Below are 26,252 nucleotides of genomic sequence, written 5' to 3' on the forward strand. Positions count from 1 at the left end.
ACACACCACCGGAACGGCGGAAGGAGCGGGTCATGGACGCCAAGGAGGTCCGGGACACGCGGGACGCCGTGCACGAGGCGCGGGACGCGTACTACGGACACGGCACGGCGGCGGAGCGCTGGGAGCGGGGCGGCCTCTTCTTCGAGGCGAAGGAGTACGCGAACGCGGCCCGGGTCCTGGCCACGCTGACCGCCGAGGTCCCGGAGCAGCTCGCGCCCCGGCTGCTGCTGGCCCGCGCCTACTACCACTCCGCCCAGCTCTCGCGCGCCGAGGAGGAACTGCGGGCCATCCTGGAGCGCTGGCCGGTGGAGGACTACGCGCAGCTGATGCTCGGGCGGACCCTGGAGCGCCAGGGCCGCGCCGCCGAGGCGGCCCCGTACCTGCGGATGGCCGCCGCGATGGCGGGCGAGCCGCCGGCCTAGTACGCCGCCCGCGGCGCCAGTCCCGCGCCCGCCCGGCCCCGTCCATTGGGGGCCGGGCGGCCGTCTCGGATAGCCTGGGGCCAATATGAACCGTCTGACCACGCCTTTCGGCTCCTACGAGCTCACCCGCTTCCCCCAGGACCCGCGCGACCGGCTGCGTGCCTGGGACGCGGCCGACGAGTACCTGCTGCACCACCTCGCCTCCGGGACGGGGGATCGCGGACCGGTGGACCTCGGCGGCGGCCGGCAGATCACCGTGCTCGGCGACCGCTGGGGCGCGCTGACGACGGCCCTGGCCGCCCACCACCCGACGCAGATCACCGATTCCTCCCTGACCCGCTCGGCCACCATGGCCAACCTGGACCGGGCCGGGATCGGCACCGCCAAGGACACGGTGACCCTGCTGACCACGCAGGACGAGCCGCCCGCCCGGATCGATGTGCTGCTGGTCCGGGTGCCCAAGAGCCTGGCGCTGCTGGAGGACCAGCTCCACCGGCTGGCGCCGCGGCTGCACGCGGACAGCGTCGTGGTGGGCACCGGCATGGTCAAGGAGATCCACACCTCCACGCTGCGCCTCTTCGAGCGGATTCTCGGGCCGACGAAGACCTCGCTCGCCGAGAAGAAGGCCCGGCTGATCTTCTGCACGCCGAGCACGGCGGCCACGGCAGGAACGGCGGCCACGGCGGGCACCTCGGGAACGGCCGGCGCGTCCGCCGACCCCTGGCCGGTGACCTACACCGTCGACGCGGAGGGCGGCTCGGGGGCCGGCCTGACCGTGGTCAACCACGCGGGCATCTTCTGCGCGGACCGGCTCGACGTGGGCACCCGCTTCTTCCTGCGGTCCATCCCTAACAACACCAACGGCGCCCGTGTCGTGGACCTGGGCTGCGGCAACGGCGTCGTCGGCACCGCGGTCGCGGTCGCCGACCCCCGGGCCGAGGTCGTGTTCACCGACGAGTCGTACCAGGCGATCGCCTCGGCGAAGGCCACCTTCCGCGCCAACGTGACGCGGGACCGGGATCGGGCCGACTTCCTCGTGGGCGACGGCGTCGCCATGCTGGACCCCGCATCGGTGGACCTCGTCCTGTGCAACCCGCCGTTCCACTCCCACCAGGCCACCACGGACGCGACCGCGCTGCGGATGTTCGCCCAGTCCCGCAAGGTGCTGCGGCCCGGCGGCGAGCTGTGGGTGGTAGCCAACCGCCACATGGGCTACCACACCCACCTCCAGCGGCTGTTCGGCAACAGTGAAGTGGCCGCGAGCGAGCCCAAGTTCGTGGTGCTGCGGGCGGTCAAGCGGATGGAACGGGAACGGCGCCCGTAGGGGCCATGTGACCTGCCGGTACGTCCTACACTCCTGCGCGTGGGCAGCCAGGGGGAACAGGACGGCCGGAGTGCCGGCGGACGCTACCGCCGCGACGACGTGGCGCGCGCGGCCGGCGTCAAGGTGCGCAACCTGCGCTACTACCAGGAGCGCGGGCTGCTGCCCCCGCCCCGCCGTGAGGGACGGGTCGCCTGGTATTCCGACGACCACCTGACGCGGCTGCGGCTGATCAGCGACCTGCTCGGGCGCGGCTATTCCGTCAACGGCATCGCCGAGTTGCTGAACGCGTGGGAGCAGGGCGGCGGCCTGTCACAACTGCTCGGCCTGGAGCGGGCGATGACCCGCGACTGGGAGCACGAGGAGCCGGTCACCCTGACGGCGGCCGAGATGCGCGACCTGTTCGGCCCGGCCGCGACCGCCGAGGACACCCGGCGGGCGGCGGAGCTGGGGTACCTATGGATCGACGGGGACCGGATCACGCACCGCAGTCGGCGGTTGCTGGAGGCGACGCTGGCGCTGGTGCGCCAGGGCGTGCCGCTCGCCGAGATCCTGGACGCCGGGGACTTCGTACAGGATCAGGCGGCGGCGCTCGCCGACCGGTTCGTGGGGCTCTTCCGGCAACACGTGATCGGTCCGGACGGCCTCGTCGGCCCGGACGGGACGGAGCGACTTTCGGCCACGCAGCTGGATCACATCTCCGAGGCGGCCGCGGCGCTGCGGCCGGTGGCCGGCGAGGTCGTGGCCGCCGAGTTCGCCCGCGCCATGGCCCGGCGGGTCGAGGCGGAGGTGGCGGAACTGCTGCGCGCGCAGGCCCCTGAGCGGCGTACGGGGCAGTAGGACTCGGCCGAAAAGGTACGTTCGAGCAACCTTGCCAACCTTCATTGGCACTCTTACATTCAACTCGTCGGTAACAAAGGTGCACAGCCGAGATACAGGGACGATCTCATGGCAAGCTCACCGAACTTATCCGAACCACCAGGCACCGGGCACACCCCCGGCGAGGACGACCGCACCGGTACCGGACGGGTCCGATGGCGGCGTTTCGCCCTCTTGACCGTCCCGGCCGTGGCCGTGACCGCCGGCCTCGGGATCGCCCTCGCCCAAGGCGCGCTCGCCGCCTCCTTCGCCGTCTCCGGACAGCAGTTCAAGGTGTCGGCCAAGAGCCTGGAGGGCGAGGGCTTCGCCCAGTACGGCAGCGTCGACGTCAACGCCCGCCAAGGCCTCATCCCCGTGGCGGTGACGGCGATCAAGGAGGCCAAGCTCCACAGCCTCTGCCAGTCGGTGGTGACCACCCTCCCCCTCATCGGGGACATCTCGCTCAACCTCACCGCCGGCGGGAAGGACCCGGTGGAGGCGAGCAACCTGTTCGTCGACGCCACCCAGCTCTCCGGCGACGCCGTGTTCAGCAACATCGAGATCGGCCGCGACGCGTCGACCCTCGACAAGGGACCGGCGGAGGCGGTGGGCATGCAGGACCTGTTCGCCCAGCAGGCCGACACGGTCGCCATCTCCGATCTACACCAGACCGCGTGGGCCACCAACGCGGGAACCTTCAAACTCTCCGGGCTGAGCATGGGAATCAGCAAGGGGAAGAAGGAATGCTTCTGAGAGGTCGCCGGCCGTCGTGGCAGGGGTGGCGGCGTTGGCGGCGCGGCAGACCCTTCTGGGGCGGCCTGGCCGCCATCGCCGCCGGGGCCTGGATCTGCGTCCTGCCGCTGGCACCGTTGAAGATCATGCTCCAGCAGGGGGTGGCGGGCATCCCGTCCGTCCTGATGGGGGTGGTCATGATCGTCCTCGGGCTGACGGCGTGGTTCGCCCCTCAGCAGCGCACCCTCGCCGGCGTCCTCACCACTCTGATCGCCACCGCCGCCCTGGTGCTGTCGAACCTCGGCGGTTTTTTGATCGGCACCCTGCTCGGCATCCTCGGCGGCGGGCTGATCTTCGCCTGGCAGCCCTACTCCGCCCCGCGCGCCCCGTACGCCACCCCGCGCTCCCCGCACGCCCCGAACGCCACCGAGGCCGCGGACCCCACCGCTTCCCGTGACCCCATCCCCGCCCGGGACGCGACAGCGGACCCCACCCGCTCCCCCACCCCGCACCACGATTCCCAAGGAGTACAGCCATGAGCCGTACGCGCACCGCCCTCGCCCTCGGGATGGCCGCCGCAGCCGCACTGACGGTTGCCTCAGCCTCCGCGACCGCCGCGCCGTTATCGCCCGCCGGGTCGACCACCGTCACCCCGGCCGGGCACGCCTTCAAGGCCACGCTCAGCGGCAAGGCCACCCTCAAGGCCGGCTCGGTCACCGTGACCTGCTCGGTCTCCGTCTCCACCGGCACGGTGCCGGCCGCACCGGGCAACCACAACGCCGCCGGGCCGGTCTCCTCGCCGATCTCGGCCCCGACGTACAGCTCCTGTACGTCGAGCATGCCCGGCGTGACCCCGACGGTCACCACCAGCGGCGCCTGGTCGGTGTCCATGCAGAACGGCTCGCCCGTCACCGCGACCATGACGGTGCCGACCGGGGGCCTGGTCGTCCACACCACCGGCCTCGCGACGTGCACGGTCACGGCCGCCCCCTCGGGCCCGGCGAGCGTGGCCGGTACCTGGGCCAACGGCGCCCCCTCCGCCCTGACCTTCACGAACGCCTCGGTGCCGGTCACGGTCGTCGGCGGGTTCGGCTGCCCAACGAGCGCGACGTCGTCCACCTTCAACGCCGTCTACAAGGTCACCGACACCACGGACCCGGCGCAGCAGATCACCGTCGCCCCCTGATCGCCCCCGCGCGAGCGGCCCGCCGGTCCCGGAGCGCCCGGGGCCGGCGGGCCCGACTGCTGGACCGCCCCCACCGGCAAATGCGTTGCACGGTCGACGCCGGTCGGGCGAAGCTGCACCACATGGCACAGAACCCCGAACCCCGGCCTCCGGGCGCGCAGTCCCGCCCGCGAGGCGTCGACGACCTCTTCTCCCACGGCCGCCTCACCGCCGTCCCGCGCAAGGCGGCCCGGCGCGAGCAGTTGCTGGCCCACCTCGGCGAGACCCTGTTCGTCCCGGGGCGGGAGTACACCGAGCCCGAGGTGAACGCCGCGCTGCGCACCGTGCACGAGGACTGCTCGGCCCTGCGGCGTTACCTGATCACCTCGGGCCACCTCACCCGTACTCCGGACGGCAGCAGCTACCGGCGGTCCACGACCACCCGGTAATGGGTCGTCAGCCGCCCGTCCTCGCCCAGCACGTGGAACGCGACGACCGGCGGCTCGTCGAGGTGGACATGCTCGTCGGGGCCGCTCTGCGCCTCCCACGGCAGCCGCGTCGTGGACACCACGCCCGGCGCCACCAACAGCGGCCGGCCGGCGAACGTCGTGGCGGCCCCGGTGTGGGCGTGACCGCACAGGAACGCCTTGAGGTGCGGGTGCCGTTCGGCGAGCGCGGCGAGTCGCTCCTCACCGAACTGCCGGATGCCGTCCACGTACGGGATGTGCAGGATGACGGGCGGGTGGTGGAAGGCGACCAGGACGGGCACCTCCCGCGGGGTGTCGGCCAGTACCCCCTCCAACCACTCCAGCGTCGACTCCTCCAGGAAACCGTGGTGTTCACCGGGCACGGAGGAGTCGCACACCGCCAGGACGAACCCGTCGCCGCGCACGGCCCGGTCCACCGGCCGCGCGGTCGGCCCCGTCTCGGCGAGCAGGCCCCGTCGGAAGGCGACCCGCTCGTCGTGGTTGCCGGGACACACGACCAGCGGGTGGCGCGAGCGCAGCACCTTGCGCGCCGCCTCGTACTCCTCGGGGGCGGCGTGGTCGGCGATGTCACCGCTCACGAGCACCGCGTCGAGGTCGTACGGAAGGCCGTCGAGGTACTCCATGACCAGGCGGGCGCGGTCGGTGGCCCGCGCCTCCCCGTCGAAGTGGACATCGCTGAGGTGGGCGATCACTATCACGGACGGTGGCTCCTTCGTTCGTCGGTGCCGACATTCAACCGGCCCCCGCGGCACGCCTTCCAGGGCCAATCGATCACGGGCGGCCCCGAACTCCCCGCGCGTCAGCCGCGGTACGTCTCCAGCAGCCTCAACCAGATCTCGCTGACCGTCGGGAACGCCGGAACCGCGTGCCAGAGCCGGCTGATCGGCACCTCGCCCGCGACGGCGATGGTCGCCGCGTGCAGGAGTTCCGCCGCGCCCGGACCGACGAAGGTGGCGCCGAGCAGCACCTCCCGGTCCAGGTCGACGACCATCCGGGCCCGGCCCGGGTACGGGTCGGCGTACAGGCCCGCGCCCGAGACCTTGCCGAGGTCGTAGTCGACGGCGCGGACGCGGTGGCCCGCCTTCTGTGCCTCGGCCAGCGTCAGGCCCACGGCCGCCGCCTCGGGGTCGGTGAACACCGCCTGCGGGAGGGCGGCGGTGTCGGCGGTCGCCGTGTGCGCGCCCCAGCGGCCGGTGTCGGCCGGTTCCTCGCCGGCCGCGCGGGCGGCGATGAGGGCGCCGGCGATCCGGGCCTGGTACTTGCCCTGGTGGGTGAGCAGTGCGCGGTGGTTGACGTCCCCGACGGCGTAGAGCCAGTCGTGGCCGGGGACCCGGCAGCTGTCGTCGACACCGATCCAGTCGCCGGGAACCAGGCCGACGGTGTCGAGCCCGATGTCGTCGGTGCGCGGGGCGCGGCCGGTCGCCATCAGCAGTTCGTCGCCCTCCACGGTCTCGCCGCCCTCCAGCACGACGGTGACGGGCCCGGTCGTCCCGTCCCGTACGACCGCTTCCACGGCGACGTCCGTACGGATCTCCGCGCCGGCCTCGCGCAACGCCTCGGCGACCAGTTCCCCGGCGAACGGCTCCATGCGCGGCAGCAGTCCCGAGCCGCGTACGAGGACGGTGACGCGGGAGCCGAGGGCCTGCCAGGCGGTGGCCATCTCGGCGGCGACCACCGAGCCGCCGACGATCAGCAGCCGCCCCGGTGCCTGACGGGCGGAGGTCGCCTCCCGACTGGTCCACGGACGGGCCCCGGCGATCCCGGGGAGCTTGGGGATCACGGCTCGGGTACCCGTCGCCACCACCACTGCGTGGCGGGCCGTGAGGACGTGGTGCTCGCCCTCGGGGCTTGTGACGGCGACCTTGCGGACGCCGTAGAGCCGGCCGTGGCCCCGGTACACATGGGCGCCGATGGAGTCGAGCCAGTCGATTTGGCCCTCGTCCTTCCAGTCCCCGGTCCAGTAGTCCCGGTGGGCGTACACCGCCTCCGCGTCGAGGGGCCCTCCGACCGCCGCCGCCAGGCCGGGGACCCTGCGCGCGTCGGCCCGGGCCAGCACCGGGCGCAGCAACGCCTTGCTCGGGATGCACGCCCAGTACGAGCACTCCCCGCCCACCAGCTCGCTCTCCACCAGGGCCGTGGTGAGCCCGGCGGCCCGGGTCCGGTCCACGATGTTCTCGCCCGCCGGTCCCCCGCCGAGCACTACCACGTCGTATTCCACCGCTTCAGTCATGCGGCCAGTCTCGCCGCGAGCCGGCCGCCGCGGGTAATTTCACGCCTCCGGCGTGCCGGAAGTCCCCTGGTCGCCGCCCGTGCCGGAGCCATCCGCCCCCTCGGGCCGGTCCGAGGAGGCGATCTTGGCCCGGACCTCGTCCATGTCCAGGGCGCGGGCCTGCGCGATGAGGTCGGTCAACGTCGCCTCGGGGAGCGCGCCGGGCTGCGCGAAGATCGCCACCTGGTCCCGGACGATCATCAGGGTCGGGATGGAGGTGATCTGGAAGGCGCCGGCCAGCTCCTGCTGCGCCTCGGTGTCGACCTTCGCGAAGAGCAGGTCCGGGTTGGCCTCGGCCACCTTCTCGTAGACCGGCGCGAACTGCAGGCAGGGCCGGCACCAGCCCGCCCAGAAGTCGATCAGCACGAACGGGTTCTCGCTGACCGTCCGGTCGAAGTTCTCTTTGGTGAGCTCGACTGTCGCCACGGTGACCAAGCCTCCTGATAGCCGGTTGTCCTGCGTGAACCAACGATCCGCCCCGCGCATTCCGCCGGCGCGGCGACCCGCCCGCGATCCCCGGCGCAAGCAGCGGGAGCCGGCCTAGAACGGATGGGCGGGCGCCGTCGAGCGGAGGGTGGTCCAGCGCAGTTCGGTGAAGGCTTCGACGTTCGCCTCGCCGCCGAAGCGGGCTCCCGTGCCCGACGCGCCGACCCCGCCGAAGGGGGCCACGGCCTCGTCGTTGACCGTCTGGTCGTTCACGTGGGCGATACCGGTGGGGATGCGACCGGCCAGGTCGAGCCCGTGCGCCGCGTCGCAGGTGACGATCCCGAGGGAGAGCCCGTACGGGCCCGCCGAGGCCAGCGCCACCGCCTCCTCCTCCGTCGCGAAGGACCGTACGGGCGCCACTGGACCGAAGACCTCCTCCGTGTAGGCGGGGCAGTCGTCGGACACGCCCGCCAGCACCGTCGGCCGGTAGAACAGGTCGCGGTGGCTGCCGCCCGCCACCACCTTGGCGCCCTGCTCGGCACTCGCCTCCACCAGGGCATGGACCCGCTCCACCTGGTCCCGGTCGATGAGCGGCCCCAGGTGCACCCGCTCGCGGTACGGGTCACCCACAAGGAGCGCCTCCGCGCGCGCGGCGAGCCGCTCGACGTACTCGTCGTACAGGGAGGCGTGCACCAGGTGGCGCCCCGCCGTCATGCAGATCTGGCCCTGGTGGAAGAAGGAACCCCAGGAAGCCTGCGCCACGGCGGCCTCCACATCGGCGTCCTCAAGCACGACGAGGGCCGAGTTCCCACCCAACTCCAAGTGCGCGCGAGTGAGGTGCCGACCGGCCAGCTCCCCGACGGACCGCCCGGCGGCGGTCGAGCCGGTGAACGACACCACCCGCACCCGGGGATCGGCGACGACCGCCGCCCCCGTCGCGGCCCCTCCGGGCAGCACGTGCAGCAGCCCCGCCGGGAGCCCCGCCGCGGCGAACACCGCGGCGAGGGCGATGCCGCCGCAGACGGCGGTGCGCGGGTCGGGCTTGAGGAGCACCGCGTTGCCCAGCGCGAGGGCCGGGGCGACCGAACGGATCGACAGGATCAGCGGCGCGTTGAACGGCGCGATGACCCCGACCACCCCGGCCGGCACCCGGCGGGTGAAGGACAACCGGGGCGCCTCGCTGGGCAGGACCTGGCCGGTCGGACGGGAAGCGAGTGCGGCGGCCTCGTAGCACTCCTGCGCGGCGACGTGCAGCTCGAAGTCGGCCTTGCCGGGTATGGAGCCCGACTCCCGCACCAGCCAGTCCCGCAACTCGTCGGCGTGGGCCGCGAACAGGTCCCCGGCGCGGCGCAGCACGGCCGCGCGCTCCTGGTGGGTGGCACCGGCCCAGTCACGCTGCGCGGCCCGGGCGCGCACCGCGGCCTCGGCGACGTCGACGGGCGCGGCGAGGTCGAAGGTGGCGAGGGTACACCCGGTGGCGGGTTCGACGACCGGGGCGGTGCCGCCGGTCAGGGTGGGTCCGTCCTGCCAGAGCGTCGGGTCGAGGAGCGGCATGGCGCGGGGCCTCCGGGTCTGGGATGGGGGGCGGCAGCACGCGCCATCGTGCCAGACCCGGGGCGGCACTTCTGTTCAGTTATTGGGCAGTTGAGGGGCCGCCCTGACCGGAAATGATCGACGGGCGGCCGACTCGGCGCTCCGGGCGGCCGACGCTCCGGGAGGCTCGGCGCCGGAGGGGTCGGCACTCCGGGGGCCTGCGCCCCGAAGGGCGGCTCAGCGCTCCAGGACCAGCGCGATGCCCTGCCCGACGCCGATGCACAGCGCCGCCATACCCGTACCGGAGCCCGCCGCCGCGAGCTGGTGTGCGACGGAGCCCGCCAGCCGGGCGCCCGACGCGCCGAGCGGGTGCCCGATGGCGATCGCGCCGCCGCGCGGGTTGACCACGGCCGGGTCCAGCTCCGGCCAGGCCGCCAGACAGCCCAACGCCTGCGCGGCGAAGGCCTCGTTGAGTTCCAGCACGGACAGGTCGGTCAGAGCCCGGCCGGCCTTGGCGAGCGCCCGCTGGACGGCCTCCACCGGGCCGAGCCCGAACAACTGCGGCTCGATCCCCGTGACGGCGCTCGCACTGATGCGGGCCAGCGGCTCCCGACCGGTGGCCGCGAGCCCGGCCTCGTCCGTCAGCAGCAGGGCCGCCGCCCCGTCGTTGAGCGGTGAGGCGTTGCCCGCGGTCACGGTGCCGGAGCCGTCCGTCCGGAACGCGGGCTTCAACCGGGCCATGGCCTCCGGCGTGGATCCCTCCCGGATGGACTCGTCCCGTACCAGGTCCACGCCCGCGTACGGGACGACCTCGGTGTCGTAGAGCCCCCCGGCCCAGGCGGCGGCCGCCTTGCGGTGGCTCTCCAGGGCGAACAGGTCCTGCGCCTCGCGCGTGACGGCGTACTTGTCCGCGACGAGTTCGGCGCCTTCACCGAGCGAGCCGGTCCACTCCGCCGGCATGGCGGGGTTGGTCATCCGCCACCCCAGGGTGGTGGACCACATCTGCTGGTGCCCGGCCGGAAAGGCCCGCTCGGGCTTCTGGACCACCCACGGGGCACGGGACATCGACTCCACGCCGCCCGCGATGGCGACGGAGGCGTCACCGACCGCGATGGCGCGTGCGGCCTGGATCACGGCTTCCAGGCCGGACCCGCAGAGCCGGTTCACGGTGACCCCGGGGACGGACACGGGCAGCCCGGCGAGCAGCACCGCCATGCGCGCGACGTCGCGGTTATCCTCGCCCGCGCCGTTGGCGTCGCCGAAGACGACGTCGTCGATACGGGCCGGGTCGAGGTCGGGCGTACGGTCCACCAGCGCGCGCACCACGTGGGCCGCCAGGTCGTCCGGGCGGACGCCGGCGAGTGCCCCGCCGAACTTGCCGATCGGGGTGCGGACGGCGTCGACGACGTATACGTCGCGGACGGTGCGGATGCTCATGGGGTCTCTCCTGGGCGGATCCGTACGGGCGGTGCCGCGCCGGCGCCGGTGTCGGCGCCGGCGCGCGGCGCCGGTCACGCCCGGATGGGGCGCGCCCGCAGTCTCCGTCCGCCGATCACCGCCTGTCAACGGCCCACGGGGGCCGGAGGGGGCTGAGGGCGGTCAGCGATCCGTGGGGCGGGTGGGACAGGTGGGACGGCCGTGGCGGTCCGGGCTCAGGTGGACTCGCGCCGGATCGCCACGGCCGTCATCAGGTCGCGCCGTTCGGCGATCTCCGAGGGCTCCCGCACCGCACGGTCGACCAGTGCCGCCAGGTGGTCCCCGGTGGGCATCCCGATCCGGACGGTGCTGAGCCTGGGCCGCAGCAGCCGTCCGAGCAGCAGGTCGTCGGCGCCCATCACGGCCACGTCCTCGGGTACCCGCAGACCGGCGTCCTGGAGGGCCCGCATCAGGAGCATCGCGTACTCGTCGTTGAAGGCGAAGGCGGCCTCCAGCCCCAGCGACCGCCAGCGGGCCGCGAGCGCCGCCGCCGACTCCTCGGTGTAGGCCAGCGGCAGCGGCTCCACCCGGGCGCCGGCCACCGAGCGGGCGCCGGCCAGCCGGGGGCCCGAGAACGATCCCAGCCCCTCCTCCTCCGGGACGATCACCCCGATCCGGCGCCGGCCCCGCTCGACGAGGTGGGCGGCGGCCCGGGCACCGACTTCCGCCTGGTCCATGAGCAGCGCGTGCGCCCCCGGCACCCGTTCCGGCCCCAGCGTGATCACCGCCCGGGCGCCGGCCCGCTTGAGCGTGGCGACGTTGCGTGCGGAGAGGGCGATCCCGCCCGGCGAGATCACCGCGACCGGGCGGAGTTCGGCCCAGGCGCGAGCCGTCTCGTCGCCGGTGAGACCGAGGCCGCCGTACTGGACCACGGTGTAGTCGAGGCGGCGCAGGGCCCACTGGAGCTCGTTGAGGAAGGCGCTGTAGAGGCGGCCGACGGGGACGTGGGAGGTCGGCAGCAGCACGATCCGGGTGTGCCCGGCGCGCAGGCTGCGGGCGGCGGCGTGCGGGACGTAGCCCAACTCCTCCGCGGCCTCGCGGACCTTGCGACGGGTCGGCTCGCTGATGCGCACGGCTTCCGCGTTGTTCAGCACGTACGAGACCGTCGCGCGTGACACGCCGGCGAGGCGGGCGACATCGGCGCTGGTCGGCACGGACGGGGCCGGCACGGACGGGGCCGGCACGGACGCGGCCGGACCGTTCGGCGAACCGGCGTTCGCCGGGCGGATGTCCGCGGATGGGATGTTCGGTGACTGAGGCATTGCCCCGGCATCTTTCCAGACCGGTTGCGTCCGGGGGCCGGCGGATGGCGCGAAACGACTGCTACACCGTGGTTACACGTTTCATTGACACGTGTAAATATAGGAACTACGTGGTCTGCTGTCCCTGCTCCCCCTCGGCAACACCGCCTTGTACGCGCTGTGCGGGCGTCGCCGGCATCCTGCTCGCGCTCCACATCGAGGACATCGACCCGGCCCACACGGTCGCCGACTTCGGCCTGGTCGCGGGGGTCCCGGCGGTTTTCGCCACGGTCTCCAACCCGATCGTCGGCGCCCGGTGAGGCCGATCCGCGGGGTGCGGTGACCCGCGGCGGCCCGCCTTTCCCCGCGCATGGCGGACGGCCCGATTGGCACGCACGCCGACGTATGCGACGTGCCCCACGACAAGAACACCGACGAGAGGGGAAGTCACAGTGATACTGCACGGCCGGACTTGGGGAGACGGCGGTCGCGCCCTGGCCGAGCTCGGTTACCGCGTCATCGCCGTGGACCTACGGGGCCACGGGGTGAGCGGACGGGGTGAGTACAGCCCCCGGGCCTTCGCCGACGACTTAATCGAAACCCTGCCCACCGGCGCCGACTTGGCCTTGGGCCATTCCCTCGGCGGCCTCGCGCTGTCGCCGGCCGGTGGATCGCCTCAACCCGAAGCGTGCCGTCTTCTGTGACCCGGCTTGGTACCCGGCCGCGGCGGAAGGGTTCGGCCCGCAGGCGTTCGCACGGTTCAAGGCGACGGCGAGCAAGGAACAGGTGCGGGCGATGAACCCGCGCTGGGAGGAGGTCGACGTGGAGATCGAGTTGGAGACCCTGGCGGTGTGGGACGATGCCACGGCCTCGTCCCCGACGGAACTGTCCGGTGCCGGCCTCCTCCCGGCGGGACCGGTCGTCCCGCCCCTCGTCCAGCTCGCCGACCCCTGCTTCCCGATCTCACCGGAACGCGCGACGCTCCTACGCCAACGCGGCTTCGAGATCCGCCCGGTCCCGGCAGCGGGTCTAAAGAGGCCGAGGTGACTGGTGGGGTGGTGTGGGTTGGGTGGGGGCTTCGGGGGCGGTGTTCCCCTTGTCCGGGGCCCGGTGGTGTTGGGGGCTGGAACGGTCGGCAGGTTCCTTGAGGCGGGCGGCGTGGCCGGCCCCGTCGGAGTGTCAGGGGCGGGGCACGGGGCGGAGCCCCCGGAAAGGCCCCGAGCGCAGCGAAGGGGCACGGCCACGGCGTCGCAGATCGCTACGCGCTCCTCCCGTCAGGCGTCCGCAGCCCGTCATGGGGCGGGAGGAGCCCGCTGCCGTGCGGCTGGTCGTTCGGTGCGTGCCGCCTCGTGAACCTGCGACGCGCGGCTTCGTGCGCGCTCCGCAGGAGCGCCACGACCGTCTCCGCCGTCCGCTCACCGGGATTGACGACGCAGACCCAACCGAGTGCGCCGTACACCGGGTGCGGGAGCACGCGGTCGACGGCGGCGAAGTCATACGGTCCCTCGCCGGTGAGCTCCCGCACAGCGGCACGGTCCACCTGCACGTTCACCCTCCACCGCCCCGGCGCGTCAAGGTCGGAGGCCGTGTCGTCCGGGTAGTCCTTGGTGACGACCGTCCCGTACGGCTGGACGTTGCCGGGTACTTGCCGCCCGTCGGGGGCGTAGTAGAAGAACGCATCCCCCCAGGCCACCTCGGGGAGGTCGCCCCCCGGCTCCGGAAGGACAACGAGTGCGTCGGCGAAGCCCCGCACGGTCGTGATGACCTGTTCCATACTCATGGTTCAAGCATTACCTTCAAGTGCTCATGTGGGGTTGGCCGTGCGCGAGCGAGAACTTCTGCGAACAGTCGATGTCGCACGCGAATCCGGTTACTCGGTGCAGCAGGTCCGCGATCTGGAGCGGCTCGGCGTCATTCCTCCCGCCGCCCGGTCAAGCAACGGGTACCGGTCCTACACGCCCCTCCACGTGCGGGCGCTGCGCGCCTACCGTGGACTGGCGGCGGCCGTGGGGCCCGTGGCGGCACGGCGGATGCTCGGGGAACTGAGAACGCGGCCGATCGCGGAGGCAGCCTCGGCCGTCAACGAGGCGCACGTACGGCTCGCCCGGGAACGGGACGAGGCACTGCGCGCCCAAGAGGCATTGCGCGCCATCGAGGCGGAGACGGACGGCGCGGACCACGAGCTGGAGGGGGACGCCATGACGATCACCGAGCTCGCCGCAGCCCTCGGTCTGCGTCCGTCCACCCTCCGGTTCTGGGAGGAGGAAGGACTCGTCACCCCTGAGCGGGTGACGTCACTTCGAGCACGTCGCTACGGTCTCCCCGCCATCGGGGCGGCCCGGATCGTCGCGGCCCTCCGAGGGGCCGGTTACGGCATTCCCGCAGTCCGGGAGGTCATGGGCTCCCTCCACGAGATCGGCGGCCCGGAGGAGACCCGGCGCGTCCTGAGCCGCCGTCTCGATCAGATCGCCACGCGGACCGTCGCGCTAATGGAGGCCGGCGCGGACCTGGCAGCCGTCGTGATGTCCGCCGCCTCGGTGTCGAGTACACCCCCGTAGCCGGCAGGCCGGCGCCGTCCATCCCCTCTGATGGCGGTCTGTTCACCGCCAGGGCACGTCAGCCCGACAGCGACCGACCGGTGGCGGCCTATGTCCGGCCCACGACGGGCTGCGGACGCCTGACGGGAGGAGCACGCAGCGATCTGCGGCGCCGTGGCCGTGCCACGCCGCCCGACTCAAGGAACCTGCCGACCGTTCCAGCCCCCAACACCACCCGACCCCGGACAAGGGGACACCGCCCCGAAACCCCCGCCCCGTGGAACACCACCCCACCCCCTCATCCCCGCGCGCGCAGGACCTGCACCGTGCGCTCGTACCAGGCACGGTTGGCCCGTTCGAAGTCCAGGCCGCGCAGGCAGGTCAGGTAGGGGCCGATTCGGTTGCCGTGGCGGAGGAACTCCTCCTCCGAGAGGTCCCCGCGCATCGTGCGCAGGAGGGCGTCGAACAGCTCGATCTTGGCTTCGGCGAACGTGATCCGTTCCATGAGTTGGGCGACGAGCGCCTCGGCGTCCACATGGTCGGCGGCTTGGACCTTGACCAGCAGGTCGTCACGGATGAAGGAGGGCTTGCCGGCCGCCTCCGCGAACCGTTCGAGTGCGTCGAGTCCGGACCGGGTCACCTTGAACAGGCGTTTGTTGGGCCGGGTTTCCTGCACCACCTCGCGGCCCGCGATCAGGCCGTCCTGTTCGAGTTTGACCAGTTCGGCGTAGACCTGCTGCGGCATCGCGTGCCAGAAGTTCGCCACGCCCATGTCGAAGGCCTTGGCCAGCTGGTATCCGCTCAACTCCTCGTCCAGCAGGGCCGCCAGGACGGCGTGGCGCAAAGCCATCGGACCGTTTCCTTCCTCTGGTCAGGGGATCACACCCATGATAGTCAAGAAAATGACTAATCAATTATAGGAGTGTGTGCCCATGACCACCGCCGACCGCTTCCGCTCCGCCGTCGACAGCCGCGACCTGGCCTCCCTGGGGGAACTGTTCACAGAGGACGTACGACTCAACAGTCCCGTGAAGTTCGCTCCGTTCGAAGGCAAGGCGATGGTCCTCGCGCTGTTCGGGGTGCTCCTGCGCACCTTCGAGGACTTCCGCTACGTCGGACGGTTGGACGGAACCGCCGAAGCCGGCGCCCCCGAGACGGCCGCGACACCGACCGAAGCCGCCGAAGCCGCCGAATCCGCCGAGGACCCCGCCTCGGTGCTGGTCTTCCGGGCCACCGTGAACGGGAAGCAGATCCACGGCATCGATCTGCTGCACCTCGACGCGGACGAGCGCATCAAGGGCATCACGGTGATGGTCCGCCCCCAGTCCGCCGTCCAGGCTTTGGGCGAGGCGGTACTGGCGGGGCTGGTGGCCGACGGCCTGGTCCCGACCTCGTAGGGCACGCCCCGCCCCCGACCTCGTAGGGCGTGCCCCGCCCCGGCCACCCGGGGCACGCCCGCCGAGGGCGCCGCGTCCGAGTCGGAAAGCAGTAACCTCACCCGCATGACCGCACTTTCGCACCAGGATCACCACCACGGCCACGGCTCCGACCGGGTCGATCAGCCCGGTCGGGGCGGTCTCACCGCCACCACCGAGGCCGATCCGCACGCCATCGGCCCCGTGCAGACCTCGTACGCCCCCGACAAGGACGGTGACCCCGACCCCGGGGAGATCGTCTGGACCTGGGTCCCGTTCGAGGAGAACGACGGGCGCGGCAAGGACCGGCCGGTACTGGTGGTGGCGCGCGAGGAGGGTCGGCGGACGTTGCTCGCCGTGCAGTTGTCCAGCAAGCGGCACGACCACGACCGGGAGTGGGTGCCGATCGGCACCGGGCCGTGGGACGGCGCGGGGCGGGAGTCCTGGGTGGACGTGGACCGGGTGCTGCGGGTGCACGAGTCGGGCATGCGCCGCGAGGCGTGCGCGCTGGACCGGGGCCGGTTCCAGCTGGTGGTGAACCGACTGCGGGAGCGTTACGGCTGGCGGTAGCCGAGCGGACGCCGGCGCGTCACGCGGCCCGACGGCCCCGCCCGTCTCCCGGGCGGGGCCGTCGGCCGTTCGTCGGAGCCGGTGGGATTACGGTCAGCCGACGCAGTGCGCGACGTTGCCGGCGCAGTTGGTGGGCAGGTTGTGGATGACCTTGCTCTCCCGGAGCTCGACGAGCGAGTTCTGCTGGTTGTTGATGCCGCCGCCGTCCTCCGCCGCCCGGTTCTCCGCGACGAGGGAGTGGATGAGCGTGAGCCGGGCACCGGGCACGCGCGTGCGCGCGGACGCCGTCTCGTTGTTGATGCCGCCGCCGTCCCGTCCGGAGGAGTTCTTCTCGACCTTGCTCTTCTCCAGTGTCGTGAGGGACTCGTTGTTGATGGCGCCGCCGTCGCGACCGGCCTTGTTGAGTTCGAAGACCGTTTCGCGGACCTCCAGCGTCGAGCGGAGATCGGTGTTGATGGCGCCGCCTTCGAGGGCGGCCCAGTTCGCGATGAACCGGCTGTCGTTGATCGTGGCGTAGCCCTCGTTGTCGATGGCCCCGCCGTCGTGTTCGTGCGCCTCGTTGTGCGTGAACACGCTGTGCTCCAGGACCCGGAGCGTGCCGGCGTTCTCGATGCCGCCGCCGTCGGTGTTGGCCGTGTTGCCCGCGACGGTCGTCTTCTTCAGGGTGGCGTTGCCGTTCGAGGTGTTGAAGAGGCCGCCGCCCTGGGTGAGGATGGCGATGTTGTTCAAGATCTTGCTGTCGACCACGGTGACGCGGCCGTTGTGGTTGTAGATGCCGCCGCCGTTGACGGCCTGGTTCCCGGATACGGTGCTGTCCTCCAGCAGCAGCGTGCCCTCGTTGAAGATGCCACCGCCGCTCTGCGTGAGGAGGCGGCCCCCGTTGACGACGACGCCCCTGAGCGTCAGGTCGCCGGTCGGGGCCACGTTCAGCAGTCGGAAGGTGGGAGCGATCGACGTGGACCGGATCAGGCTGGAGTCGTGACCCTTGATGGTGACCCGGCTGGTGATGGGCGGCAACGCGTTGAAACCGATGCCGGTCGTGAAGCGGTAGACACAGCGGTGGGCCAGTGAGATCGTGCCGCCGTCGGGATTGGCGTTGGCCTGAGTGACGGCGGTGATGAGTCCGGCGACGTCACCGCACCGCACGTTCAGGGTCAGGGGCTGCGCCACAGCGGGAACTGCCGCGACGCCCAGGCCCAGGCTTGCCACCACAGCGGATCCGGCGAGCACGAGACGCTTCTTCATTCGCTTGTCTTCCTCTCAGTACCCAGGCGGGGCCCCCGCGCCGTCGTCCTGCGTCCAGCCGTGGTGGAGTGGAGTGGGGAGGGAAGTGAGGGGCGCCGTCATGACGTGACAGGGGTAGCCCATGGGTCCCGGCGTGTTTCCGTACCCGCGTACGGACTCTCCGGTAATTCATACGAATGGTGGCCGCTTGCCGTCACGCTCTGCGCCGACGGTCGCGCGGCCCCGTCGGGCCGGCGTGATCAGAACCCGGCGAAAGCCCGCTCGAAGGCCTCCCTCGGTCCCGGGTCACGGTCGAGGATCCCGAACACCACCTGCTCGAATACGTCCTCGAAGCGCCCCGCGAGCAGCCCCCGGAAGGCCTCCGCCACCTCCGCCGGGTCGTTGCGGAACACCCCGCACCCCCACGCGCCCAGCACCAGCCGCCGGTGGCGGTGGAGTGCGGCGACCTCCGGCACCCGTTCCGCCCGGCGGGCGAGGGCGGCCGGGATCTCGTGGGCGCGCTCCGGCTCCTGGCGGCGGATGGTGCCCGCGTTGGGCGCGGGAGAGGTGAGGAATCCGACCCGGAACGGGGCCTCCAGGAGTTCGCCCCGGTCGTCGCGGAAGACGGGGACCCCGGGCGAGTGAATCACCCGGTCGGTGTAGAAGGTGCTCCGGCCGGCGCGGTGCGTCTCGTAGTACTCCGGCGCCTCCAGCAGGGTCTCGTAGAGCGCCGAGGCGCGGCACAGCGCCTCCTCCTGGCCTTGGCCCCGAGCACGTATCCCACCGCCGGGATTGCGGGCCGAGGCGAAATTGAGGACCGCCACGGCGGCCCCCGAGCCCGGGTCGCCGGCGAGCCTGCGGGCCGCGGCCGTACTGCTCTCCCCCGTGACCTCGACCACGGTCCGGACGGAGCCGGCCGCCGGCTCCTCGTCTGGAATGACCTGGTTTGGTCCATATATTCTGGTTCCCGCCCTGGCTTCCGTCAGGGCGGCGGCCAGGGAGACCTGGCGCCCGGAACGCGTCCGGTATCCGCCGGCCGCCAAGATGACCGAGTTGTGCCGCGCGATGCCACGCAATCTGCTGCTCAAGGCGTGATCCTGCGGTGCTGGACTCGCCGCGGCAAGGGATTTTTTGCTGCGGGGGCGGGGTAGGGACGGGTGACATCCGAGCCGTCTACAGGGACGTCCGACGACAGAAGATGAGGTTCCGGTCATGCGCCAGGACTCGCCCGCTCCGCCCTGCCAGCCCCCTCCCGATTCCCCCCTGACCGAATCCGCCGCCGAGGACCTGGTCCACGGCATATGTTTCAAGACCGGTCCGCCGCGCCTGGTCGGCGCGGAGCTCGAATGGCTGGTGGTGGACGCCGAGCGCCCCTGGGTGCCGCTGACCGCCGACCGGCTGACCGCGGCGCACGACGCGGCGGGCGCCCTGCCGCTGCGGTCGCGGTTCACCGTGGAGCCCGGCGGCCAGCTGGAACTCAGCTCCGCCCCCGCCGACTCCCTCACCGCCTGCGTCGACGGCCTCCAGGCCGACCTGGCGGCCGTCCGGGGCGTCCTGCGCGAGCGGGGTCTGGCCCTGCGCGGTCTCGGCCGCGATCCGCGCCGCCCCTACCGCCGCGTCCTCGACAGCCCGAGATACCGGGCGATGGAGAGCTACTTCGACCGTACCGGCCCGGCCGGGCGCGCCATGATGCGTGCCTCCGCCTCGGTACAGGTCTGCGTGGACGCCGGTCTGGAGGAGCCCGGCCCGCTCGGGCACGGCCGACGCTGGCGGCTGGCGCACCTGCTGGGCGCGGTGCTGGTGTCCGCGTTCGCCAACTCCCCCGCGCGCGAGGGCCCGTACGCCGGATGGCGGTGCGCGCGGCAGGGGATCTGGAGCGACATCGACGCGCGTCGGGCGCTCGCCCCGCCGCTGGACGTCGAGCCCCGCGCCGCCTGGACCCGGCACGCGCTGGACACCGAGGTGATGTGCGTGCGCTCCCCCGACCCGTCGTGGGAGGTCCCGGGCGGGTTGACGTTCCGCGACTGGGTGCGCACCGGGGGTCCGCGGCCGCCCACCCCGGCGGATCTGGACTACCACCTGACGACGCTGTTCCCGCCGGTCCGGCCGCGCGGTCACCTGGAGCTGCGGATGATCGACGCCCAGCCGGGGGACGACGGCTGGCTGGTCCCGGTGGCGGTCACGTACGCGCTGTTCGACGACCTTGAGGCCACCGAGACCGCCTACCGGGTGGTGAAGGCGCTGGCCGATGCCTACGGGGGTCGGCGCGCGCCCCGCAATCCGCTGTGGCGGACCGCCGCCCGGGTGGGGCCGGCCGACCCCGAACTGCGCGCGGCCGCCGTCGCCTGCTTCACGGCGGCCCGGGAGGCGCTGCCACGACTGGGCGCGAGTTCCCACGTCCGGGACACGGTGGGCGCCTTCACCGAGCGCTACGTACTGCGCGGCCGATGTCCGGCCGACGATCTTGATGAGCGGCGGCCCGCCGGGAAGGAAACGCGATCATGACCACCGAATCCCGCCCCGCCGCCCCGCGTGAGCGGGCGGCCGCGGAGCTGACCGCCGCCCGTGCCCGTACCGCCGCGCTGACCGACGCCGTGACCGACGAAGACCTCACCGCGCAGCATTCCCCGCTGATGTCGCCCCTCGTCTGGGACCTGGCGCACATCGGCAACCAGGAGGAGCTCTGGCTGCTGCGCCGGGTGGACGGGCGCGAGTCCATGCGCCCGGAGATCGACCCGCTCTACGACGCTTTCCAGCACCCGCGCTCCGAACGGCCGAAGCTGCCGCTGCTGGGGCCGCGAGAGGCACGCCGGTACGCGGCGGAGGTGCGCGGTCGGGTCTTCGACCTGTTGGAGCGCACTCCCCTGGAGGGAAGCCCCCTGCTGGACGACGGCTTCGCCTTCGGGATGATCGCCCAGCACGAGCAGCAGCACGACGAAACGATGTTGATCACTCACCAGCTTCGGCGCGGGGCACCCGTGCTGACCGCTCCGGACCCCGATCCCCCGCAGGGGCCACCGCCACCGACTGCGGAAGTCCTCGTCCCGGGCGGGCCGTTCACCATGGGCACGTCCGCCGAACCCTGGTCCTTGGACAACGAACGCCCCGCGCACGTCCGGGACGTCGCGCCGTTCTGGATCGACACGGCCCCTGTCACCAACGCCGCCTACCTGGCCTTCATGGCCGACGGCGGCTACCGGGACGCCCGCTGGTGGGCCCCCGAGGGCTGGGAGCAGATCCGCGCGCACGCGATCGAGGCGCCCTTGTTCTGGCACCGGGAGGGCGGGATCTGGCTGCGCCGCCGCTTCGGCGTCACCGAACCCGTGCCGGACGACGAGCCCGTGCTGCACGTCAGTTGGTACGAGGCCGACGCCTACGCCCGCTGGGCCGGACGCCGGTTGCCCACGGAGGCGGAGTGGGAGAAGGCGGCCCGCCACGATCCCCGCTCGGGGCGCTCCACCCGCTACCCGTGGGGCGACTCCGATCCGACGCCGGCCCACGCCAACCTGGGCCAGCGCCATCTGCGCCCCGCCCCGGCGGGCAGCTACCCGGCCGGCGCCTCCCCGCTCGGGGTGCGCCAGTTGATCGGGGACGTGTGGGAATGGACCGCGTCGGACTTCCTCCCCTACCCGGGGTTCAGACCGTTCCCCTACCGGGAGTACTCGCAGGTGTTCTTCGGCCCGGAGCACAAGGTGCTGCGCGGCGGGTCCTTCGCCGTGGCCCCGGTGGCCTGCCGGGGCACGTTCCGCAACTGGGACCTGCCGGTGCGCCGGCAGATCTTCGCCGGCTTCCGTACCGCGCGCGGCGGTGACGCCTGATGTGTCGTCATATCGCCTATCTGGGGCCGCCGGTGTGCCTGGGCCGGCTGCTCAGCGAACCCGAGCACTCCCTGGTCCGACAGTCCTACGCGCCCCGCCGCCAGCGGTACGGCACGATCAACGCCGACGGCTTCGGCGTCGGTTGGTACGCGCAGGCCGATCCGGTCCCGGCCCGCTACCGGCGCTCCGGTCCGGTCTGGGGCGATCTCACCTTCGCGGACCTGGCCAGGGTGGTGCGCAGCGCCGCGGTGTTGGCCGCCGTACGGGATGCCACGCTGGCCGGGGCGGACGGGGAGGCCGCCGCCTCGCCGTTCGCCTCGGGGCCCTGGTTGTTCAGCCACAACGGGGCGATACGCGACTGGCCGGACGCGGTGGGTCCGCTGGCGGCGGAGCTGCCGCCGCACGAGCTGCTCCAGTTGTCCGCGCGCACCGATTCGGCGCTGATCTGGGCGCTGGTACTGCGCCGCCTACGGGAGGGGGACGACCTCGGCGAGGCCCTCGCGGGGCCGGTACGGGAGCTGGCGACCGCTTCGCCGGGCTCCCGGCTGAACCTGCTGCTGACGGACGGGGCGGTGATCGCCGCGACCGCGTGGGGCGACTCCCTGTGGTACCTGTCCGATCCGGAGTCTGGGCGCACGGTCGTGGCCTCCGAGCCGTACGACGACGACGACCGCTGGACCGAGGTAGCCGACCGCACCCTGTTGACCGCCACCCGTACCCGGGTCGACCTGACCCCGCTCAAGGAGAGCCTGTCGTGAGTGACTTCCAGTTGACCCGGACCCTCGATGAGCACTCCGCGGACACCGCGCTGCGGGCGGACGTGCGGAGCGGCCTGACGCGCTCGCCCAAGGAGCTGCCGCCCAAGTGGTTCTACGACGCCCGGGGCAGTGAGCTCTTCGAGGAGATCACCCGGCTGCCCGAGTACTACCCGACGCGCGCCGAGCGGGAGATCCTGCTGGACCGGGCCCGGGAGATCGCCGCGGAGACGGGCGCGCGCACGCTCGTGGAGCTGGGTTCCGGCTCCTCGGAGAAGACGCGGCACCTGATCGAGGCGTTGCCCGCGCTGGAGACGTACGTCCCGGTGGACGTCAGCGAAAGCGCCCTGCGCGGCGCCGCGCAGACCCTGCTGGCCGCGCATCCGGCGCTGCGGGTGCACGCCCTGCTGGCGGACTTCACGCAGCCGCTGCGCCTGCCGGAATCGGCCGGTCCGCGGTTGGTGGTGTTCCTGGGCGGCACGATCGGGAACCTGCGCCCGCCGGAGCGCGCCGCGTTCCTGGCCTCCGTACGGGCGATGCTGTCGCCGGGTGACGCGCTGCTGATGGGAACGGACCTCGTGAAGGACGAAGAGGTCCTGGTGGCCGCGTACGACGACGCCCAGGGGGTGACGGCGGAGTTCAACAAGAACGTACTGGACGTCATCGACCGGGAGTTGGGCGCCGATTTCCACACCGCCGACTTCGAGCACCTGGCGGTGTGGAACCGGGAGGAGGAGTGGATCGAGATGCGGTTGCGGGCCCGGTCGGAGGTGCTGGTGAAGATCCGGGCCCTGGATCTGGTGGTGCCCTTCGAGTCGGGTGAGGAGATCCTCACGGAGATCTCCGCGAAGTTCCGTCAGGAGGGCGTGCGGCGCGAGCTGGCGGCCGCCGGACTGGAGCTGGCCCAGTGGTGGACGGATGCGGAGGGCCGGTTCGCGCTGTCCTTGTCGGTGGCCGACGGCTTGGAGGGCTGAGTCGGGATGCCGGGGAATGCCGGCTCCCCGGTGTCGCCGCGGACGGCTGCCTGAGCGGCCCGCGCGAGGTCCCGCCGGTCGGGGTGTCTGCCCGGCGGGATGCGCGGCATCAGCCGCACCTCGGCCCGTATCCCCCGGGCCCGGGCGATCCGCCACAGTGAGGTGGTCAGCGGGTCGTCCCCGACGAAGGCGGGCGCCGCGGCCAGGCTCCCGTCGGCCGCGAGCCGGTAGGCGAGCCGCACCGGTTGTACGGGCACCCCCGCGTCGAGGGCCGCCTGGAACGCGGCCCGCCGGAAGGGCCCTTGGGCGCGCCCGCACCAGGTCGAGCCTTCCGGGAAGACGGTGACGCGGTCCCCGGCGAGCAGCGACCGGGTGAGCGTGTCGACGGTGTGGGGCAAGGCCCTTATCCGGTCGCGTTCGATGAACAGGGTGCCGGCCCGGGCGGCGAGCCGGCCCAGTACGGGCCAGGCGCCGACCTCGCTCTTGGCGAGCATCCGGCAGGGCAGGACGGCGGCGACGAGCGGGATGTCCACCCACGAGATGTGGTTGGCGACGACCAGGCGACCGCCGGCCGGCCCGGGGCTGCCGTGCACGGTGATCCGTATCCCCAGGGCCCCCAGCAGTGCCGTCGCCCAGGCCCGGACCAGGGCGTGGCGCGGGCGCCCAGGCAGGAGCCGGAGCGGCGGGGCGGCCAGGACCGCGAGGAGCAGCAGGGCGGCGGCGCAGGCGAGCCGCGCCACCGCGCGCGGGACGCCCGCCGGCCGCCCCTGGTGGGCCGCGCAGGCCTCGGGGGTGCAGGGCGCGGTGGGCAGCCAGACGCTCATGCGCCCGGGGCGAGCGAGAGGAAGTGGTTGAGGTAGCGCGGGTTGGTCCGGCGCAGGGAGAGCAGGACGTACAGGTCGGCGCAGCCGAAACCGGCGTCGAGGGCGGGCTCGCCGCACACCCAGGCGCCCAGGCGCAGGTAGCCGCGCAGCAGCGGGGGCAGTTCCGTGCGGTCGGGGACGGTGATGCCTTCGGGGCGCCAAGGGAGGTGCGGGGTGACCCGGTACTCCTCGGGCGCCAGGTCGCGGGTCAGGACGCTCGCGCGGGTGGCGGCGGCCAGTAGCCCGCCGTCGGCGAGCGGGATCGAGCAGCATCCGGCGAGCCAGTTGTGGCCGCAGCGGTCCATGTAGCGGGCGAGTCCGGCCCAGATGAGGGCGATGACCGCGCCGTTACGGTGGTCGGGGTGGACGCAGGAGCGGCCCACTTCGACGAGGTCGGGCCGGATGGGGTCCAGCGCGGTGAGGTCGAACTCGCCCTCGGAGTAGAGGCGGCCGGCGATCGCGGCGCGTTCCGGGGGGAGCAGCCGGTAGGTGCCGACGACCTGTTCGGTGTTCTCGTCCACCACCAGGAGGTGGTCGCAGTAGGCGTCGAAGGCGTCGGCGTCGAGACCGGGCTCGGGCCCCTCCAGGCGGGCGCCGAACTCCCCGGCGAAGACGAGGTGGCGCAGCCGCTGGGCGGCGCGCACCTCGTCCTCGTCGCGGGCGAGCCGCACGGCGTACCGGGGGGTGCCGGTGGGGGATGCGAGGGGGGACGGGGACAGGGGTGCGATGGTCATGGCTGCTCCTGATCCGGGCACGGTGGCCGGGCCGGCAGGTCTGCGGCCTGGCTTCCTTACTTCTTCCGTGACCGGCTGGATTCGACATGACCGCTCAGCGGCGGCGGGATGTGCGGACGCTGAACTCGGTGTCCGGACGGTGTGGCGACCTCAGCGTCGGCCGCCCAGGATCTTGCCGATCGCGTCGGACGCGGTCGCCGCCGCCCGCTTGGGGTCCTGGCCGGTGAGGACGGCCGTCATGAACGGCTTGATCGGGTTCTTCGCCTCGACGTCGGCCCAGTGCGCGGAGTTCGGGGTGGCCCGGCCCTGAGCGGCGCCGGTGGCCATCGCGGCGGCTCCCTCATCGCCCTCGACGACGTGGGCGAGGGTGGTCTTGTTGGGCACGTAGCTCATGGTGGTGGCGAGTTCGGTCTGCCACTTCTCGCTGACCAGGGCGGTGATCACGTCGACGGCCTGGGAGCGCCGCCCCGTCTTCTCCGGGATGATCAGGTCTGAGCCGCCCGTGAAGACGGCTCCGGGCTTCTCGGCGGTCTTGCCGGGGATGGGGAAGAAGCCGAGCTTGCCCTTGAGCGCCGGGTTGGCCGCCTCGATCTCCCGGGCCTGACCGGGCGGGGCGATGATCTGGGCGACCTGCCCCCGGGCGAAGACCTGGGACTGCGGGGGTGTTTCCTCGTCGGCGTCCTTGGGGCCGTCGCCGAGGCTTTGGAGCTGCTTGTAGAACTCCATGGCCGACAGGGCCTTCTCGTCGTCGAGGGCGCCGGACCATTCGCCGCTGTTCTCCACGGCGAGGTCGCCGCCCTCGTCCCAGATGAACCCCGCCAGGACGTACCAGTTCTGGCCGGGCAGGTAGATGCCCTGCCGGGCGCCCTTGTCGGTCGGGTCCCCCTTGTCGAGCCTCTGGGTGGCCGCGAGCCACTCCTGACGGCTCTTGGGCGCGCTCTTGACGCCGGCTGCGGCGAAGAGGTCCTTGTTGTAGATGACCACGCGGTTGGCCGCGTACCAGGGGACCCCGTACTGGGCCCCGTCGACGCTGCCCGGGTCGGACAGGCCCCGGAGCCAGTCGTTGCTGCCCCAGGCGCGCAGCCCCTCCAGGGTCAGTTCGCTCAGGCCCCCGGTCTCCACGTACTGGGCGACCTGGGTGTTGCCGACCTCGATGACATCGGCGTTCTCCTTGCTCTTGCCCTTGAGGACGGCGTTGACCTTGTCGACGATGCCCGTCCATTCCTGGATCTTGACGACGAGGTCGATGTCGGGGTGTTCCTTCTCGAAGTCGGCGGTGAACTTGTCGATGAAGGCGTCCGAGGCGCTTCCCTTCATCAGCCACAGCGTCACCTTCTCGGGTCCCGCCCCCGGTCCCGCCGGCCCGGCGCATCCGGAGAGGGCGGTCGCGGCCGCGAGGGCGGTGCACAGGGCGAGGAAGCGCATCTTCAC

General features: G+C 72.6%; 30 protein-coding genes. 17 read left to right on the top strand and 13 right to left on the bottom strand.

Going from position 1 to position 26,252, the window contains the following annotated elements; genetic code table 11:
- Positions 1 to 32 precede the first annotated feature (32 nt).
- The 7 genes from E6R62_RS07000 (at position 33) to E6R62_RS07030 (ending at position 4,947) form a co-directional block, all read left to right on the top strand.
- Positions 33 to 422 carry a tetratricopeptide repeat protein gene (locus tag E6R62_RS07000; protein ID WP_136212414.1) on the top strand — a complete coding sequence of 130 codons (390 nt, stop codon included), beginning with the start codon at positions 33 to 35 and terminating at the stop codon, positions 420 to 422.
- 85 nt (positions 423 to 507) lie between these two features.
- The gene (locus tag E6R62_RS07005) at positions 508 to 1,746 is read left to right on the top strand and encodes a methyltransferase (protein ID WP_168713992.1); all 1,239 of its coding nucleotides are present in this window, start codon (positions 508 to 510) and stop codon (positions 1,744 to 1,746) included.
- Between the two features lie 39 nt (positions 1,747 to 1,785).
- The gene (locus E6R62_RS07010; RefSeq protein ID WP_240801520.1) at positions 1,786 to 2,583 is read left to right on the top strand and encodes a MerR family transcriptional regulator; all 798 of its coding nucleotides are present in this window, start codon (positions 1,786 to 1,788) and stop codon (positions 2,581 to 2,583) included.
- Between the two features lie 228 nt (positions 2,584 to 2,811).
- The gene (locus tag E6R62_RS07015) at positions 2,812 to 3,354 is read left to right on the top strand and encodes a DUF6230 family protein (protein WP_240801521.1); all 543 of its coding nucleotides are present in this window, start codon (positions 2,812 to 2,814) and stop codon (positions 3,352 to 3,354) included.
- Positions 3,345 to 3,872 carry a DUF6114 domain-containing protein gene (locus tag E6R62_RS07020; RefSeq protein WP_240801522.1) on the top strand — a complete coding sequence of 176 codons (528 nt, stop codon included), beginning with the start codon at positions 3,345 to 3,347 and terminating at the stop codon, positions 3,870 to 3,872. Before E6R62_RS07015 ends, E6R62_RS07020 begins: the two co-directional genes overlap by 10 nt.
- Entirely contained in the window at positions 3,869 to 4,519 is a 651-nt protein-coding gene (locus tag E6R62_RS07025) for a hypothetical protein (protein ID WP_136212416.1), read from the top strand. Before E6R62_RS07020 ends, E6R62_RS07025 begins: the two co-directional genes overlap by 4 nt.
- A 122-nt stretch (positions 4,520 to 4,641) precedes the next feature.
- Positions 4,642 to 4,947, top strand: coding sequence for a DUF2087 domain-containing protein (locus E6R62_RS07030; RefSeq protein WP_136212417.1), 306 nt, complete (start codon positions 4,642 to 4,644; stop codon positions 4,945 to 4,947).
- On the opposite strand, the gene E6R62_RS07035 is transcribed toward E6R62_RS07030, so the two are convergent.
- The 6 genes from E6R62_RS07035 to E6R62_RS07060 all read right to left on the bottom strand — a co-directional run bounded on the left by E6R62_RS07035 (position 4,920) and on the right by E6R62_RS07060 (position 11,952).
- A complete protein-coding gene (locus E6R62_RS07035) occupies positions 4,920 to 5,684 on the bottom strand; it encodes a metallophosphoesterase (RefSeq protein WP_136212418.1) in 765 nt (254 codons plus the stop codon). The genes E6R62_RS07030 and E6R62_RS07035 overlap by 28 nt on opposite strands.
- Positions 5,685 to 5,785: 101 nt before the next feature.
- Positions 5,786 to 7,216, bottom strand: a complete 1,431-nt coding sequence (locus E6R62_RS07040; protein ID WP_136212419.1) for an NAD(P)/FAD-dependent oxidoreductase — start codon at positions 7,214 to 7,216, stop codon at positions 5,786 to 5,788.
- A gap of 39 nt (positions 7,217 to 7,255) precedes the next feature.
- On the bottom strand, positions 7,256 to 7,681 hold the full coding sequence (locus E6R62_RS07045; RefSeq protein WP_136212420.1) for a co-chaperone YbbN: 426 nt from the start codon (positions 7,679 to 7,681) through the stop codon (positions 7,256 to 7,258).
- Between the two features lie 114 nt (positions 7,682 to 7,795).
- Positions 7,796 to 9,235 carry an aldehyde dehydrogenase family protein gene (locus E6R62_RS07050; RefSeq protein WP_136212421.1) on the bottom strand — a complete coding sequence of 480 codons (1,440 nt, stop codon included), beginning with the start codon at positions 9,233 to 9,235 and terminating at the stop codon, positions 7,796 to 7,798.
- Positions 9,236 to 9,451: 216 nt separating this feature from the next.
- Positions 9,452 to 10,651, bottom strand: coding sequence for a thiolase family protein (locus tag E6R62_RS07055; protein WP_136212422.1), 1,200 nt, complete (start codon positions 10,649 to 10,651; stop codon positions 9,452 to 9,454).
- 215 nt (positions 10,652 to 10,866) lie between these two features.
- Positions 10,867 to 11,952: a LacI family DNA-binding transcriptional regulator gene (locus E6R62_RS07060; RefSeq protein WP_136212423.1), complete on the bottom strand. Its 1,086-nt coding sequence runs from the start codon at positions 11,950 to 11,952 to the stop codon at positions 10,867 to 10,869.
- Positions 11,953 to 12,062: 110 nt separating this feature from the next.
- Between E6R62_RS07060 and E6R62_RS07065 the strand changes: the two genes are divergently transcribed.
- The 3 genes from E6R62_RS07065 to E6R62_RS40710 all read left to right on the top strand — a co-directional run bounded on the left by E6R62_RS07065 (position 12,063) and on the right by E6R62_RS40710 (position 12,978).
- Positions 12,063 to 12,251, top strand: coding sequence for a hypothetical protein (locus tag E6R62_RS07065; RefSeq protein ID WP_206308671.1), 189 nt, complete (start codon positions 12,063 to 12,065; stop codon positions 12,249 to 12,251).
- Positions 12,252 to 12,383: 132 nt separating this feature from the next.
- A complete protein-coding gene (locus E6R62_RS40705; RefSeq protein ID WP_240801523.1) occupies positions 12,384 to 12,635 on the top strand; it encodes an alpha/beta fold hydrolase in 252 nt (83 codons plus the stop codon).
- Positions 12,598 to 12,978: a hypothetical protein gene (locus tag E6R62_RS40710; RefSeq protein WP_240801524.1), complete on the top strand. Its 381-nt coding sequence runs from the start codon at positions 12,598 to 12,600 to the stop codon at positions 12,976 to 12,978. Before E6R62_RS40705 ends, E6R62_RS40710 begins: the two co-directional genes overlap by 38 nt.
- A gap of 211 nt (positions 12,979 to 13,189) precedes the next feature.
- On the opposite strand, the gene E6R62_RS07075 is transcribed toward E6R62_RS40710, so the two are convergent.
- Positions 13,190 to 13,705 (bottom strand): DUF6194 family protein, encoded by a 516-nt coding sequence (locus tag E6R62_RS07075; protein WP_136212499.1) that lies wholly within the window; start codon positions 13,703 to 13,705, stop codon positions 13,190 to 13,192.
- A gap of 4 nt (positions 13,706 to 13,709) precedes the next feature.
- On the opposite strand from E6R62_RS07075, the gene E6R62_RS07080 reads away from it, so the two are divergent.
- Positions 13,710 to 14,489, top strand: a complete 780-nt coding sequence (locus tag E6R62_RS07080) for a MerR family transcriptional regulator (protein ID WP_206308672.1) — start codon at positions 13,710 to 13,712, stop codon at positions 14,487 to 14,489.
- A 277-nt stretch (positions 14,490 to 14,766) separates the two neighbouring features.
- Here E6R62_RS07080 and E6R62_RS07085 read toward each other — a convergent pair whose 3' ends face one another.
- Entirely contained in the window at positions 14,767 to 15,318 is a 552-nt protein-coding gene (locus tag E6R62_RS07085) for a PadR family transcriptional regulator (RefSeq protein WP_136212425.1), read from the bottom strand.
- Positions 15,319 to 15,400: 82 nt separating this feature from the next.
- On the opposite strand from E6R62_RS07085, the gene E6R62_RS07090 reads away from it, so the two are divergent.
- Positions 15,401 to 15,865: a nuclear transport factor 2 family protein gene (locus E6R62_RS07090; protein WP_136212426.1), complete on the top strand. Its 465-nt coding sequence runs from the start codon at positions 15,401 to 15,403 to the stop codon at positions 15,863 to 15,865.
- Positions 15,866 to 15,970: 105 nt separating this feature from the next.
- Positions 15,971 to 16,453 (top strand): type II toxin-antitoxin system PemK/MazF family toxin, encoded by a 483-nt coding sequence (locus E6R62_RS07095; RefSeq protein WP_136212427.1) that lies wholly within the window; start codon positions 15,971 to 15,973, stop codon positions 16,451 to 16,453.
- A 93-nt stretch (positions 16,454 to 16,546) separates the two neighbouring features.
- Here E6R62_RS07095 and E6R62_RS07100 read toward each other — a convergent pair whose 3' ends face one another.
- Together E6R62_RS07100 and E6R62_RS07105 are read right to left on the bottom strand one after the other, a co-directional pair.
- A complete protein-coding gene (locus tag E6R62_RS07100) occupies positions 16,547 to 17,698 on the bottom strand; it encodes a hypothetical protein (protein ID WP_136212428.1) in 1,152 nt (383 codons plus the stop codon).
- Positions 17,699 to 17,937: 239 nt separating this feature from the next.
- The gene (locus tag E6R62_RS07105) at positions 17,938 to 18,765 is read right to left on the bottom strand and encodes a TIGR02452 family protein (protein ID WP_168713993.1); all 828 of its coding nucleotides are present in this window, start codon (positions 18,763 to 18,765) and stop codon (positions 17,938 to 17,940) included.
- Positions 18,766 to 18,889: 124 nt separating this feature from the next.
- Between E6R62_RS07105 and egtA the strand changes: the two genes are divergently transcribed.
- The 4 genes from egtA to egtD are packed head-to-tail and all read left to right on the top strand — an operon-like array spanning position 18,890 to position 23,224.
- A complete protein-coding gene (gene egtA / locus E6R62_RS07110) occupies positions 18,890 to 20,182 on the top strand; it encodes an ergothioneine biosynthesis glutamate--cysteine ligase EgtA (RefSeq protein WP_136212430.1) in 1,293 nt (430 codons plus the stop codon).
- Positions 20,179 to 21,495: an ergothioneine biosynthesis protein EgtB gene (egtB, locus tag E6R62_RS07115; RefSeq protein WP_136212431.1), complete on the top strand. Its 1,317-nt coding sequence runs from the start codon at positions 20,179 to 20,181 to the stop codon at positions 21,493 to 21,495. The genes egtA and egtB overlap by 4 nt, the downstream gene beginning before the upstream one ends.
- Complete coding sequence (gene egtC / locus E6R62_RS07120; RefSeq protein ID WP_136212432.1) at positions 21,495 to 22,253, top strand: ergothioneine biosynthesis protein EgtC; 759 nt, start codon at positions 21,495 to 21,497, stop codon at positions 22,251 to 22,253. The genes egtB and egtC overlap by 1 nt, the downstream gene beginning before the upstream one ends.
- Positions 22,250 to 23,224 (top strand): L-histidine N(alpha)-methyltransferase, encoded by a 975-nt coding sequence (egtD, locus tag E6R62_RS07125; RefSeq protein WP_136212433.1) that lies wholly within the window; start codon positions 22,250 to 22,252, stop codon positions 23,222 to 23,224. The genes egtC and egtD overlap by 4 nt, the downstream gene beginning before the upstream one ends.
- Here the strand turns inward: egtD and E6R62_RS07130 are convergent.
- The 3 genes from E6R62_RS07130 to E6R62_RS07140 form a co-directional block, all read right to left on the bottom strand.
- On the bottom strand, positions 23,107 to 24,048 hold the full coding sequence (locus tag E6R62_RS07130; RefSeq protein WP_136212434.1) for a 1-acyl-sn-glycerol-3-phosphate acyltransferase: 942 nt from the start codon (positions 24,046 to 24,048) through the stop codon (positions 23,107 to 23,109). The genes egtD and E6R62_RS07130 overlap by 118 nt on opposite strands.
- The gene (locus tag E6R62_RS07135) at positions 24,045 to 24,821 is read right to left on the bottom strand and encodes a GNAT family N-acetyltransferase (RefSeq protein WP_136212435.1); all 777 of its coding nucleotides are present in this window, start codon (positions 24,819 to 24,821) and stop codon (positions 24,045 to 24,047) included. The genes E6R62_RS07130 and E6R62_RS07135 overlap by 4 nt, the downstream gene beginning before the upstream one ends.
- A 150-nt stretch (positions 24,822 to 24,971) precedes the next feature.
- Positions 24,972 to 26,246 (bottom strand): extracellular solute-binding protein, encoded by a 1,275-nt coding sequence (locus tag E6R62_RS07140; RefSeq protein ID WP_136212500.1) that lies wholly within the window; start codon positions 26,244 to 26,246, stop codon positions 24,972 to 24,974.
- Positions 26,247 to 26,252: the final 6 nt, after the last annotated feature.

Origin of the sequence: Streptomyces sp. A1136, from assembly GCF_004795055.1 — a bacterium.
GTDB lineage: Bacteria > Actinomycetota > Actinomycetes > Streptomycetales > Streptomycetaceae > Streptomyces.

Bases quoted from the DNA above. Each gene is read 5' to 3' on its own strand.
- E6R62_RS07100 (WP_136212428.1), bottom strand. From the start codon at position 17,698: ATGAAGAAGCGTCTCGTGCTCGCCGGATCCGCTGTGGTGGCAAGCCTG.
- E6R62_RS07020 (WP_240801522.1), top strand. From the start codon at position 3,345: ATGCTTCTGAGAGGTCGCCGGCCGTCGTGGCAGGGGTGGCGGCGTTGG.
- E6R62_RS07005 (WP_168713992.1), top strand. From the start codon at position 508: ATGAACCGTCTGACCACGCCTTTCGGCTCCTACGAGCTCACCCGCTTC.
- E6R62_RS07075 (WP_136212499.1), bottom strand. From the start codon at position 13,705: ATGGAACAGGTCATCACGACCGTGCGGGGCTTCGCCGACGCACTCGTT.
- E6R62_RS07130 (WP_136212434.1), bottom strand. From the start codon at position 24,048: ATGAGCGTCTGGCTGCCCACCGCGCCCTGCACCCCCGAGGCCTGCGCG.
- egtC (WP_136212432.1), top strand. From the start codon at position 21,495: ATGTGTCGTCATATCGCCTATCTGGGGCCGCCGGTGTGCCTGGGCCGG.
- E6R62_RS07030 (WP_136212417.1), top strand. From the start codon at position 4,642: ATGGCACAGAACCCCGAACCCCGGCCTCCGGGCGCGCAGTCCCGCCCG.
- egtA (WP_136212430.1), top strand. From the start codon at position 18,890: ATGCGCCAGGACTCGCCCGCTCCGCCCTGCCAGCCCCCTCCCGATTCC.
- E6R62_RS07090 (WP_136212426.1), top strand. From the start codon at position 15,401: ATGACCACCGCCGACCGCTTCCGCTCCGCCGTCGACAGCCGCGACCTG.
- egtB (WP_136212431.1), top strand. From the start codon at position 20,179: ATGACCACCGAATCCCGCCCCGCCGCCCCGCGTGAGCGGGCGGCCGCG.
- E6R62_RS07000 (WP_136212414.1), top strand. From the start codon at position 33: ATGGACGCCAAGGAGGTCCGGGACACGCGGGACGCCGTGCACGAGGCG.
- E6R62_RS07040 (WP_136212419.1), bottom strand. From the start codon at position 7,216: ATGACTGAAGCGGTGGAATACGACGTGGTAGTGCTCGGCGGGGGACCG.
- E6R62_RS07050 (WP_136212421.1), bottom strand. From the start codon at position 9,235: ATGCCGCTCCTCGACCCGACGCTCTGGCAGGACGGACCCACCCTGACC.
- E6R62_RS07080 (WP_206308672.1), top strand. From the start codon at position 13,710: ATGGTTCAAGCATTACCTTCAAGTGCTCATGTGGGGTTGGCCGTGCGC.
- E6R62_RS07060 (WP_136212423.1), bottom strand. From the start codon at position 11,952: ATGCCTCAGTCACCGAACATCCCATCCGCGGACATCCGCCCGGCGAAC.
- E6R62_RS07095 (WP_136212427.1), top strand. From the start codon at position 15,971: ATGACCGCACTTTCGCACCAGGATCACCACCACGGCCACGGCTCCGAC.
- E6R62_RS07135 (WP_136212435.1), bottom strand. From the start codon at position 24,821: ATGACCATCGCACCCCTGTCCCCGTCCCCCCTCGCATCCCCCACCGGC.
- E6R62_RS07140 (WP_136212500.1), bottom strand. From the start codon at position 26,246: ATGCGCTTCCTCGCCCTGTGCACCGCCCTCGCGGCCGCGACCGCCCTC.
- E6R62_RS07055 (WP_136212422.1), bottom strand. From the start codon at position 10,651: ATGAGCATCCGCACCGTCCGCGACGTATACGTCGTCGACGCCGTCCGC.
- E6R62_RS07085 (WP_136212425.1), bottom strand. From the start codon at position 15,318: ATGGCTTTGCGCCACGCCGTCCTGGCGGCCCTGCTGGACGAGGAGTTG.
- E6R62_RS07025 (WP_136212416.1), top strand. From the start codon at position 3,869: ATGAGCCGTACGCGCACCGCCCTCGCCCTCGGGATGGCCGCCGCAGCC.